At 67.4% G+C, this 12,763-nt stretch carries 5 protein-coding genes and 1 pseudogene; 5 read left to right on the top strand and 1 reads right to left on the bottom strand.

Annotated elements, in window-relative coordinates; all coding sequences use genetic code 11:
* Positions 1–457: 457 nt before the first annotated feature.
* From IFS44_RS22905 to IFS44_RS10320, 5 genes and pseudogenes are all read left to right on the top strand, one after another.
* A pseudogene (locus tag IFS44_RS22905) lies at positions 458–735 on the top strand (STN domain-containing protein); the annotation flags it as partial.
* 95 nt (positions 736–830) lie between these two features.
* On the top strand, positions 831–3,662 hold the full coding sequence (locus IFS44_RS22900) for a TonB-dependent receptor domain-containing protein (protein ID WP_192098382.1): 2,832 nt from the start codon (positions 831–833) through the stop codon (positions 3,660–3,662).
* A gap of 35 nt (positions 3,663–3,697) precedes the next feature.
* Positions 3,698–6,004, top strand: coding sequence for a beta-N-acetylhexosaminidase (locus IFS44_RS10330; protein WP_192098445.1), 2,307 nt, complete (start codon positions 3,698–3,700; stop codon positions 6,002–6,004).
* Positions 6,001–8,136, top strand: a complete 2,136-nt coding sequence (locus IFS44_RS10325; protein WP_244650144.1) for an alpha-L-fucosidase — start codon at positions 6,001–6,003, stop codon at positions 8,134–8,136. Before IFS44_RS10330 ends, IFS44_RS10325 begins: the two co-directional genes overlap by 4 nt.
* 68 nt (positions 8,137–8,204) lie before the next feature.
* Complete coding sequence (locus IFS44_RS10320; protein WP_192098381.1) at positions 8,205–10,028, top strand: diguanylate cyclase; 1,824 nt, start codon at positions 8,205–8,207, stop codon at positions 10,026–10,028.
* 45 nt (positions 10,029–10,073) lie between these two features.
* Here the strand turns inward: IFS44_RS10320 and IFS44_RS10315 are convergent, their stop codons facing one another.
* A complete protein-coding gene (locus tag IFS44_RS10315) occupies positions 10,074–12,644 on the bottom strand; it encodes a TonB-dependent receptor domain-containing protein (protein WP_197977817.1) in 2,571 nt (856 codons plus the stop codon).
* Positions 12,645–12,763: the final 119 nt, after the last annotated feature.

Here is a 12,763-nt window from a genome sequence, read left to right as displayed (position 1 = left end):
ACATAAGTTTCATAAAATGTCTTTTTATATTTATATCCGTCTTTTGAGGCTTTTTTGGTAACATATTGGTGCCGTTCCCCCGATGGTTTCCGGGAATTAACCTTATTTGTGAGCGGCTTGCAGCATGTTGTCGATACATAACATGGATCAGATATGTTCAGTCCGCTGCGGCGCGCGATTGGCCTTTCAAGGGCGCTGGGCGCGCCTCGAAGGTTCGGAAAATCGGGTGGCACGCTAACGATCAACCGATGTGCCAGACGTGACAGTATCGGGAGGGTGAACCCCATCCTCATGAGCGCGAATGCATCTTCCGCCAAGCGCACCCAAAAAGACCAACAACAGACATAAACAATACCAGATCGACTCATCTGGATAAAAAGATTATAAAAATATCAATGTCGGTGAGCGTTTCGCAATGTCGCCCGTCATATTAGCGTAATAACAGGGGGGCGAGATCATGGTTGGGCATTCTTTCGGATCGATGTTGGTGCGGACCAGCGTCGTCGCAATCGCCGCGGTGGCAGCGACGCCGCTCGCTGCACAGTCGGCGATGGTCCGTGTCGACGTCGCGCCGCAACCGCTGGCCCAGGCACTGCAGACGCTGGCGCAGCAGGCCCGGGTCCAGATCGTGTTCGATCAGGCGCGGGTCGGCACCCGCCGGTCGACCGCGCTGGCCGGGTCGATGACCGCTGCCGACGCGTTTCAGCGCCTGTTGCGCGACACTGGCCTTGCGGTNGCAGGATAGCGCAGCCCCCGCCCCGCCCACCGGGTCCGCCCCCGTCACGCTCGACCCCACGTCCGAAACGCCAGCGCCGGCACCGGCGGACATCATGGTCACTGGCACGCGCATCACCCGGCCCAATCTGAAGTCGGCGAGCCCGATCACCAGCATCGGTGCCGCGGAGATCAAGGCGCAGGGCGCGGTCAATCTCGAGGAGGTGACGAACCGGCTGGGTCAGGTGCAGCCCGATGCGCAGCAGAATTATCAGCAGAGCAACGGCCAGCAGCGCGGCGTCAAGCTGCGCGGGCTGGACTTCAACCGCACGCTGTCACTGATCGACGGCCAGCGGATCGCCGGGACCGAATCCGTCGACACCAATTTGATCCCGGTCTCGCTGGTCGAGCGCATCGACCTGCTGACCGGCGGCGCATCCTCGGTCTATGGGTCGGACGCGATCGCGGGCGTCGTGAACTATGTGATCCGTCGCGATTTCGAAGGGTTGCAGCTGTCGGGCAATTACAGCTTCTACAATCACGACAACCGCGCCAACGCCTCGACACCGGTCGCCCAGCGCTACGGGATCGCCACGCCGACGGGGATGACCAACGATGGCGGCCGCGCGGATCTGAGCGCGACCTACGGTCACAACTTCCTCGACGATCGGCTGAATGTCTCGGTCTACGGCACCTACCGGACCGCGGACGGCATCTTCTTCCGTGACCGCGACGCGTCGGGCTGTCAGCTGCGCCGCGACACGGGCAACCCGCTCAGGGTCAACAACCTGATCTGCGGCGTGACCGCGGCGTCGCCCAACGGGACCTTGACGGCGAACGGCGTGAATTATTCGAACGTCACCGGCAGCCCCGGCGTCTTCGCGCCCGCATCGACGATTCCGGGCTATGCGAACCAGGCGGACCGGCTCGCTGCGCGTGGTTATGAGCGCTTCAACGGCGGCGGCTTCATCAACTTCAAGGCGTCGCCCGCGGCCGAGTTTTCGGCGGGCGTGATGTACCTTCGCGATACATCGGAGAACCTGCTCTACGGCCCCTATGTCCAGGGCAGCTACCGGGTGAACTGCGACAATCCGCTGATGTCCGCATCGCAGGCGCAGACGATCTGCGGCGCGAATGCCGGGACCGGCGCGTCGGCACCGCTCGGCGTCCAATATGGTTTTCCGGGGCTGGCCGGCGACCGCGACAAGGAAAGCTTCAAGAACACGCAGACGCGCATCAACGCGTCGGTTCGCGGCGAGATCGCCGAGGGCTGGCGGTATGACGTCGGCGGCGTCTACAGCACGAGCCGGCAATTATGGGAGCCCGGCGGCAACCCGGTCGCCGCCAAGGTCAGCCGCGCGCTCGACGTCGTCAACGTGAACGGCGTGCCGACGTGCCGGTCGGTGGTCGACGGCACAGACCCGTCCTGCGTACCGCTCAACGTGTTCACCGCCAACAATCCCGGCAGCGCCGCGCTCAGCGACTATCTGTTCGACGAGGGGCTCGGCGTGCAGGACCTGCGCGCCAAATTCTATGACGTGACCGCCAATCTGACGGCGGATTTCACGCGCTACGGCATCCGGTCGCCATTCGCCGAACAGGGCCTGGCGGTGGCGGTCGGCGGGGAATATCGCCGGCAGGAGGAGCGGACGACGCGCAACACGCGCTTCATCGAAGTCTATGGCGGCGTGCCCGACAGCCTGACCACGCAGGACGTCGTCGAGGGCAATGCCGAAGCCCAGCTGCCGCTGGTGCAGAACGTGCCGTTCTTCAAACTGCTGCAGGTCAATGGCGGCTATCGCCTGTCGAAATACAGCACCAATCCCCAGACCTTCAACACCTGGAAGATCGAGGCGGTCTATTCGCCGAGCGAGGACGTCACGTTCCGCGTCGGCCGGAACCGCGCCGCGCGCGCGCCCGGCCTGAGGGAGGCCGATCAGGTCGTCGGCTATCAGAATGCAACGATCGTCGACCCCTGTGCCAGCGTCAACGGCGTCGCACCAAGGGCCAGCATCGAGGCGTGTCGCCTGACCGGATTGCCCGACGCGCAATATGGCAATGGTCTGGCCGCGGGTATTCCGGGCAGCCTGCGCTGCGTCGACGATGTCTGCCGCCAGCGCAACAACGGCACGCCGATCGATCCCGAGGACGCGCAGACGCTGACCTATGGCCTGGTGCTGACGCCCCGGTTCCTGCCGCGGTTCAGCTTCTCGGTCGACCGGTACAAGATCCGCGTCGACAACGTGATCAGCTATCTGGGTGCGAGCTTCGCAGTCGATGGCTGCGTGATCACCGGCGACCCCTATTATTGCAGCCGGCTGGTGCGCGATCCGACGACCTATCAGCTGAACGGCACGGGCACGACGGCGGGCTATATCCAAGGCGGCAATCTGAATGCGTACCGGCTCTATGCGAGCGGCTATGACTTCCAGGCGCAATATTCGGCGCGGCTGGGCGGGACGGCGGGCAAGCTCGACTTCCTGATGAACGGCACGCTGACCACCGACCAGGGCGGCCAGGCCGCACCCGATCAGCCGCGGACCAATTGCGTCGGCTATTTCGGCGGATCCTGCCCGCAGCCGACGCCGCGCTGGATCCACAATGTCCGCACCACCTATTCGAGCGACGACGGGATCTTCAGCGCGTCGGTCGCGTGGCGCTATATCGGTGGCACGACCGCGGGTCAGAATGGCGGCCCGAACTCGACGCCGGCGACCGAGGTCTCCGACTTCACGCGGATCCCCGCCTATCATTATTTCGATCTGTCGCTGGGCGTGAACATCGCCAAGCGGATGACGCTGACCGCGGCGGTCAACAACATCTTCGACCGCCAGCAGCCGATCCTGACGAACACCTATGATTACGCCTTGTCGCGCGGGAACACGATTCCCCAGCGTTACGACACGCTGGGACGCCAGATCTCGATTTCGGCAACGACGCGCTTTTGATGCGCGTGGACCAAGGGGCGATCCGCCGGCGGCGCATGGCCCTCGTCATCGCGCCGTGCGTTGCGGCGGCGCTGGTTACGGTCTGCCAGCCCGCGGTCGCCGGCCCCTCCCCGCTGCTGCCGCTGCCCGCGCATGCGACAGCCGGTACGGGTAGCGTCCGCATCGACGATGGTGCGCGGATCGTCGTCCCTGCCGGCGACACGGGCGCTGCCAGTGCGGCGCGGCGCGCGGTCGAGATCGTCGCCCGGACGCGCGGCATCACGCTGAGCGTGGCCGACCGCGGACCGGGGGCGATCAGTTTCATGCGGCTGCCCGCCGCAAATGGGGGGAGCAGCGAGCGATACCGGCTCGACGTGACGCCCGCGGGGATCCGCATCGCCGCGGCCACCGATGCCGGGCTGTTCTATGGCGCGATGACGCTGGCGCAGATGCTGTCCCCCGATGCGCGGTTCGGGACGGGCGTCGCGGTCCCCGTCGTGGCGATCGACGATGCCCCGCGCTTTGCGTGGCGCGGGGTGATGCTGGACGTCGCGCGCCACATGCAGCCGATCGCATCGATCGAGCGCGTCATCGACATGATGGCGCAGCACAAGCTGAACCGCCTGCAACTGCATCTGACCGATGACCAGGGCTGGCGGATCGAGATCAAGCGTCATCCCGAGCTGACGCGGATGGGCGCCTGGCGCGCCTCGTCCACGCCCAACGCGGGTGCGCCGGCGGGCCGCTATGGCGGCTTCTACACGCAGGACCAGCTGCGCGCGCTGGTCGCCTATGCCGCAGCACGCGCGGTGACGATCGTGCCGGAAATCGACCTGCCCGGCCACGCACAGGCAGCGGTCGCCGCCTATCCGCAGATCGGCGTGACGGGAGACCGGCCGCCGGTGTCGGGCGACTGGGGCATCAACCCCTATCTGTTCAACGTCGACGATCGCAGCATCACGTTCGTCAAGCAGGTTCTCGACGAGGTCATGGCGATCTTCCCGTCGACCTATATCCATATCGGTGGTGACGAGGCGCTGAAGGAGCAGTGGCAGGCATCGGCCGCGGTCCAGGCGAAGATGCGCACGCTCGGCATCGCAGATGAAAAGGGCCTGCAGAGCTGGTTCGTCGGTCAGCTCGGCGCGCACCTCGCCAAGCGCGGGCGCCGCCTGATCGGCTGGGACGAAATCCTCGAGGGTGGGCTGCCACCGACCGCGTCGGTGATGTCATGGCGCGGCGAGGCGGGCGCGATCGAGGCGGCGAACATGGGACACGACGTCGTGCTGTCGCCGGGCCCGGTCCTGTATCTCGATAATCTGCAAAGCGGGCGCGATGACGAGCCGCCGGGACGCATGGCGGTGCAGACGCTGGCCGACGTCTATGCCTATGACCCCCTGCCCGCTGCGATCGCCGCGGCAAAGGCGCATCACGTGCTGGGGCCGCAGGCCAATCTGTGGGCCGAATATATGGTCACCCCCGCGCAGCGCGAACATGCGCTGTTTCCGCGCATCGCGGCACTGGCGGAGATGGCCTGGTCGCCCCGCGCCGCGCGCGACTGGCCGGGCTTCCTCGCGCGGCTCGATCCCCAGCTCAACCGCTATCAGCGGCAGGGGATCGCCGCCGCGGACAGCGCCTACGCGGTCGATTACACCGTGGTCGGCGGGGTCGGTCCGGCGGTGCGCGGCAAGACGGTCACGATCGGCATGGCGAACCAGGCCGGCTATGGCACGATCCGCTACACGACCGATGGCGCGGCGCCGTCATCGGCCTCGCGCGCCTATGCCCGACCGCTGAGCGTGGCGCCGGACACGGTCGTCCGCGCAGTGACGTTCGCGCCTGACGGCCGCGCGCTCGCCGCCGTGCGCAGCTTCGATACCGCACCCGCCGCGCTGTTGACGCGGGCGAGTGCGAGCCTCGAAACCTGTGCCGGCGCGGGGATCCGGCTGCGCCTGCCGCTGACGCCGGATGCGACGGGCGGCGGGCCGGCGTACAGCATGAACATCTATGACGGCTGCTGGCTGTACCGCGCCGCGCCGCTCGGACAGATCCGGGGCATCACGGTCTCGCTCGGCCGGCTGCCGCGCAACTTCGCGCTGCGCCAGCCGCAGCGCCAGATGGTCGCGTGGCGCTACAACCCGACGCATTTCGGGACGCTGATGGTGCATGCGCGGACCTGCGACGGGCCCGCGCTGGCGATGGTGCCGCTGCCCGATCCGGCGACCACGCCGAACCGGTTCACGCTGACCGCGCCGCTGGCGGGTGGGACGACCGACACGGACCTGTGCCTGATCGTCGCGCCGCCGGTCGGTGGACCGCTCTACGGCGTCGACACGGTACGCTTTACGCTGAAGGACATTCGATGACCGATCCCCTGCGCCCATCGCGGCGCGACGCAATCGCCTTCACGGCCGGAACGCTTGGCGCAGCGATGGCCTTTCCCGGCGGCACGTTCGCGGCGACCATTGGCGCGGCGACCACCGGTGCGGCGCTGGTGCCTTACGGTGCCACGCCGTCGAAGCGGCAACTGGCGTGGCACCGGCTGGAACAGACCGCGTTCGTCCACTTCACGATCAATACCTTCACCGACCGCGAATGGGGCTATGGCGACGAGGATCCCGCGATCTTCGACCCCAAGCAGTTCGATGCCGACCAGATCGTCGCCGCGGCAAAGGCGGCGAACCTGCGCGGCCTGATCGTCACCGCCAAGCACCACGACGGCTTCTGCCTGTGGCCGAGCAAGTTCACGAAACACAGCATCGCGAGCAGCCCCTACAAGAACGGCAAGGGCGATATCGTCGGCGAACTGGCCGCCGCATGCCGGCGGCAGGGGCTGAAGTTCGGGATCTACCTGTCGCCCTGGGATCGCAACCATCCGGACTATGGCCGGCCCGAATACATCACCTTCTTCCGCAACCAGCTGCGCGAGCTGCTGACGCAATACGGACCGATCTACGAGGTATTCTTCGACGGCGCGAACGGCGGCGACGGCTATTATGGCGGTGCGCGCGAAGTGCGGAAGATCGACGCGGTCCCCTATTATGACTGGCCGTCGATCATCGCCTTCGTCCACGCGCTGCAGCCGATGGCCTGCACCTTCGATCCGGTCGGCGCGGACCTGCGCTGGGTCGGCAACGAGGAGGGCGAGGCCGGCGATCCGTGCTGGGCGACGATGGACGACAAGGGCTTCACCGAGGAAAAGGGCAATGCCGGCGTTCGCGGCGGCGCGATCTGGTGGCCGGCCGAGGCGGATGTCTCGACCCGCTATGGCTGGTTCTGGCACGCCTATGAGGACGGGCAGAGCCGCAGCCCCGCCAATCTGATGAAGATCTATTTCGAGACGGTCGGGCGCAGTGCCGGGCTGTTGCTGAACCTGGCCCCGGATACGCGCGGGCTGGTGACCGACGAGGATGTCGCGAACCTGACCGCGTTCGGCACGGCGATGCGCGCGATGTACGCCACCGACCTGAGCAAGGGTGCGATCGCCTCTGCGAGCAGCGTGCGCGCCGGGCATGACGCGGCGCTGGTGCTCGACGGCAATCCCGAAAGCTTCTGGGTCAGCGCCGATCGGGCGCCGGTCCCGACGCTGACGCTCGACCTTAAACAGCCAAGGCTGTTCGATGTCGTCAGGCTGGCGGAGCATCTGCCGCTCGGGCTGCGCGTCGACCGGTTCGCGATCGACGCGCAGGGCCCGACCGGCTGGACCGAAATCGCCAGCAAGCAGGGCATCGGATCGCAGCGGCTGATCCGGCTCGACGCGCCGATCACCGCGCGGCGGGTCAGGCTGCGGATCACCGCAGCCGCCGCGGCGCCGGCGATCACCGAATTCGGCGTGTATCTCGCGCCCGTGCTGCTCGATCCGCCGCACATCGTCCGCGACCGCGAGGGCGTGGTCACGCTGACCAGCGATTCCCCCGGGCTGGCGATCGCCTACACCACCGACGGCAGCGTGCCGACGATCGCATCGCCGCGCTACACGGCGCCGTTTACGATGCGCGATGCGGGGATCGTCCAGGCGATCAGCATCCACGCGGCCAAGGGTGCGGTCAGCAGCGTGGGGCGTCGCAACTTCGACATCCGCAAGAGCGACTGGAAGATCTTGCGGGCCAGCGCGCCGCTGGCCGAGCTGCTGATCGACGAGAAGAACCGCACCGACTGGGTCGCGCCGCTGACCGGTGCGGACGGCAAGCCGTGTTCGGTGACGATCGATCTTGGGCGTAGCGTCGAACTGCGCGGGTTCGTGCTGAAGCCCGGCTGGCACGCGCCGCAGGGGGCCGGCGACCCCGCCGCCTGGCGCGTGCGCATCGGTGACGACCCGGGGCTGGCCGACGCGCCGCAGGAGCAGGGCGAGTTCTCGAACATCGCCGCCAACCAGGCGCCGCAACGCCTCGCCTTCGCGCGGCCGCACCGTGGCCGCTACATCGAGATCGCCTTCACGCGGACCGCCAAGGGCGAGACGCGGCTGGCCATCGCGGAGCTCGGGGTGCTGACGCAGTAGACCGGGCGCGGCGCGGCGTGTGATGGCGAGTAACCAAAAGCTAAGTCTTTGTTGTTTAACATAGCGCAATGTTCATATCGCTTACTGCGCGGATCGTCGCGATCGGCCTCATCGTGGTCCTGGCACTGGGGTCGCTGGCCGGGCTGCTCGCCGACGCCTCGTACCAGGCCAGCCAGAGCTTCCAATGGGCCGCCCATTCCGCGCAGGTCATCGAGACGACCGAGGCGGCGCTGAACGATCTGCGCGAGGCCGAATCGGGCCAGCGCGGGTTCGTCATCACGCGGGATCCGGCCTATGCGCGGTCCTTCGCCAAACGCCTGGACAGCGCCGCCCGGACCATCGCGCGGGTTGCGGGCCAGACCCGCGACAACCCGCGCCAGCATGCCCGTGCGCGGGAAATGGCATTGCTGATGAAGGAGCGGTCCGCCTTTCTGCGCCAGCCGCTCGACCTTGCCCGCCGGGGCAATTTTGCGGGAGCGGTCACGATCATCGCCAGCGGCCGTGGGCGCGACCTGATGGATGCGATCAGCGTGCGCGGGGAGGCCTTTCTCGAAGAGGAACGCGCGTTGCAGACCACGCGGCAGGATGCGGCGGCGCAGCGCCTGCGCCGCGGCAAGCGGCTTGCCATCTTCGGCGCGATCGCCGTCGCACTGATCGTCATCGGCGGCTTTACCTTGCTGGTGCAAGGTATCCGCCGCCCGCTGGAAACCATGTTGCGCGCGATGACCGCGCTCGGCAGCGGGGACGAGCAGACACGGATCGATACCGCGATGGGATCGCGCGAATTCAACCGCCTCGCGATCGGCTATAATGCGATGGCCGACCGGCTGGAGGGCGCGGTTTCCGATCGGGGCACGAGCGAGCGCCAGCTGCAGGTCGTCAACGCCGAGCTCGAGCGCAATACCAAGACGCTGCGCGAACGCGGCGACGTGATCGAGCTGCTCGGCGGCATGGCGCATCGCATGCAGGCCGCGCGCACCGACGACGAGCTGGCCCAGATCATCCGGGTGTTCGTACCGCAGGTCCTGCCCGACATTCCCGGCGCGCTGTACGCGCACAACAACTCGCGCAATTGCCTGGTCCCGGTCGCCAGCTGGGGAGACATCGTCGTGCCGGACGACGGCTTCGCGCCGGAGCGGTGCTGGGCACTGCGCCGCGGCCAGAGCCATTCGGTCGTGGATCCGCGCCGCGACATCGTCTGCGCGCATGTCGCCGAGGGCGAGGTCTATCACTGCGAACCGCTGCTCGCGGGCGGCGAGGTCATCGGCGTGCTCTATCTGCGCGGCCGGATCGAGGCCGAGAACCGCTTTCGGATGAACGTGCTGACCGAGAACATTGCCTCGGCGCTGGTCAACCATCGCCTGCAGCGGTCGCTGCGCGAACAGACGATCCGCGATCCGCTGACCAGCCTGTTCAATCGCCGCTACATGGAGGAGGCGCTCAAGCTGGAGATCGCCCGCGCCTCGCGGTCGGGCAATCCGCTCAGCCTGGTCATGTGCGACGTCGATCATTTCAAGCGGTTCAACGACGAGTTCGGTCACGACGCGGGGGACGCGGTGCTCCAGCAGGTCGCCGCCGAGATGCGCAGCCGGTTCCGCGACGGCGATGTCGTCTGTCGCTTCGGCGGCGAGGAGTTCACCATCATCGCGCCGGGCACGACCGCCGAGGCGCTGGCCAAGCGCGTCGATATCGTCCGGCAGGCGATCGCCGAGATCGCCGTCCGCCACGGCAACCGCGCGCTGGGATCGACCAGCATGTCGTTCGGCATCGCGACCTGGACGGACATCATGGACCGGGAGGGCGCGACACTGATCCAGGCGGCGGACATGGCGCTGTATCAATCCAAACGCGACGGCCGCAACCGCGCGACGATCAGCGCGCTCGCGGCCTGATCGGGGCGCTCCGGGGATCGATATCCTCCGCCGTACCGGGCGGTGTCAGAAGAGCTTGCGCAGGCCCAGCCTGACGGACCGGCCGACCGGATCGATATACGCCGCCTGGAACCGGTTCGGCGTCCGCCCGAGCCGATCGCGAACCGCGATACGGTCGTTGAGCAGGTTTTCGACCGTCAGCTGCAGCGTCATGTTGCTCGCCCAGGGACGTTTGACGATCTGGTCGACCTTGAGCGAGCTATAGGGCACCAGCCAGGTACGGCCTGAAAAGCGCAGATCCGACGCCGCCAGGTCGCTGCGGATCCGGGTCGGCCCCTGAAGACGGCCGTACACGCCGATGCTCGCAGCCCCGAGCGATCCGCTGAGGTTCAGCTCGGTTTCCCAGCGCGGTCGTCCGCCGGTGCCGGTCAGCGTGTCGCCATCGAGGAGATCGAGTGCCGGCCCCCCGCTCCGCAACGACAGGCGATCGTCGAGCCGCCACGTCGTAGTCATCGACATGTTGAGGTGCGGCCGGGGCCGGGGTGGCGCCGGCGGTGGCACATCCTTCGCGGCGATGCCGACGGGCGGCGTCAGCGGCGCAGGCGCACGCCCGATCGGCGTCGACAGGCTGATCGTCGCCTGCATCTTCGTTTCGCGTTCGCGGGCGATGTTGACCGGCCGCAGATCGGCGCTGACGAGCTGTCCTGCCGCATCACGCTGGAACGCCCCGGCAAATGCGGTCTGGAAGGCCGGGGTGGCACTTCCCAGCGTCGCGGTCTGATTGTCGATGCGCGTCTGGAGATAATTGAGCGTGAGCCGCAGATCGCGGGCCTTGATCGGCGACACGGCGACACCCAGCGTGACGAGCCGCCGGCGTTCCGGGTCGAGCGCGGGATTGCCGCCGGCGATCGTCGTGACGAGCACGCTGGTGCCGGTGGTGAAATCGAAAAACGGCGTGTTCGGGGTGGTCACCGTCGGGTTGGTCAGCAGCGCGATCGCCGGCGGGGTCTGCGCGGCATTGACCGAGGCGATCAGCTGGACCGGCCGCACCGGCGACCATGTCAGGCCGTAGTTGGAACTGAGCAGCCGGCCGTAATCGGACACGTCCGAGACGCCGATCATGCCGTTGACCGACAGCTGTCCGAGAAACGCGAGAACGTCCTGATTGGCAGAGGCGATCGGCAGATCCGCGTTGACGCTGGCGCCCCCGGTGGTGCGCGTCAAATCGAGCGTCGTGTCGCGCAAGCCCGGCAGGCTGCCCGAACTGGTCGACCGGGCATAATCCCCCGAGAGCGTGATCTGCGCGTCGCCGGCCGGCAACCGGACCAGCGGGCCGTTTGCGACCGCCTTTGTCAGCAATGTGCCGGTAACGGTCCGGCTGCGATCGGCCAGCCGAAGCGCCGCCGCCTCGGAACTTACGCGCGCCAACGGATCGCCCCCCGCATCGATCGTGGCCTGCAGATCGTCGATCGGCACGCCGCGTTCGGACCGCGCCACCCCCTGCACCCGGTCATAGCTGGTCGTGACGTTCCACCCCCAGCGCCGGATACTGCCCTGGACCATGCCCGATCCATGCAGTGTCAGGCTGGTGCTCCGCTGCCGGAGCACCGCATCGGGCAGGTAGCGATAGAGCAGGACATCATTCGCAAAGGGCAGCGCGCCGCGTCCTCCCGGCACACTCAGCAGCGCGGGCGCCAGGCCGTTCACGCCGACGTTACGCTGCGCCTCCATCGACAGGTTGAGCGATCCGCTCATCGTCCGCCCGATCGGCGCCGCGAGCGTTCCGTCGACCGAAATCCTGTCGCTGCGCTGCTGGAGCGAGCGATAACGCCCGATATCAGTGACCGCGGGCGCGCCGGCGCCGGCGGCATAGCCCGCCAGAGTGTCGCGCCCCGCCGGGTCGTCCGGCACGGCGGCGATCGTGACCGGGGCCCCGACGAGCGCATCGAGCGCGGGATCGATACTGGCCCCGCCTATTCCCGTGACGGTGCCGCCAAGCGCATAGAGCGTGTCCGGATCGGGCAGGATCGCGCGTTCGCTCTGCAGGATCGGGTTGAGCCGAAGATGCGACAGCGTCAGCGTCGCGCGGCGCGGCCCGTCGATCCGCGCGGCGGTCACCTCGGCATAGCTTGTCTCGCCCCCGCCTTCGGTCGTGACCCCCGTGGCCTGCTGGTAGGTGACCGCGCGAAACCGCTTCTTGGTGATGAAGTTCATCACCCGGACGGTGGCCGGAAACCCGAAGCGTGCGGCCTCGGACTCGGGCAGGACCTCGATCTTCTCCATCGCCTCCTGCGGCAGGCTGTAGAGTTCGTTCATGCTCGACATGCGTCGACCGTTGAGCAGATAGACCGGATCGCCGCCGCTCGCCGACGTCGTCAGTGGTTTCAGGCGTTCGAGCAGCGTCTTGAGATCGGTCGCACCCAGCGACTGGATCCCGGCCTGATCGAGGGTCGCGGTCGGATCGATCGCCCCGACCGCGCTGCCCGCGCTCCGCTGGCCCGTGATGATGATGTCGTCGCCCGACGCAGATGCCGGCACGGGGATCGCCTGAGTCGATCCGGCCGCGGGACAGACCACGCCGCCCCCGAGGCAGACGAGCATCGACGGGTACAGGCGGACCTGCGCGTGAACCCTCACGAACGGCGGATCGGGATGGCGGGGGGATCGATCATCGTCACACTCTCACGCAGCGGGCGACATCGAGTGGAGCGGTATTATATGTCGGGAATAGGGCGGCTTGTGAAAGCAGGCAGGGC

This window comes from Sphingomonas sp. CFBP 13706, assembly GCF_014842355.1.
Lineage (GTDB): Bacteria > Pseudomonadota > Alphaproteobacteria > Sphingomonadales > Sphingomonadaceae > Sphingomonas > Sphingomonas aerolata.
Note: the sequence above shows the minus strand (reverse complement) of the source record. Positions and strands in the feature narration are given on the sequence as shown.

What these genes read in the sequence shown, in the direction of transcription:
- IFS44_RS22900 (WP_192098382.1), top strand. Translation starts at nt 831, where the DNA reads ATGGTCACTGGCACGCGCATCACCCGGCCCAATCTGAAGTCGGCGAGC.
- IFS44_RS10330 (WP_192098445.1), top strand. Translation starts at nt 3,698, where the DNA reads ATGGCCCTCGTCATCGCGCCGTGCGTTGCGGCGGCGCTGGTTACGGTC.
- IFS44_RS10325 (WP_244650144.1), top strand. Translation starts at nt 6,001, where the DNA reads ATGACCGATCCCCTGCGCCCATCGCGGCGCGACGCAATCGCCTTCACG.
- IFS44_RS10320 (WP_192098381.1), top strand. Translation starts at nt 8,205, where the DNA reads ATGTTCATATCGCTTACTGCGCGGATCGTCGCGATCGGCCTCATCGTG.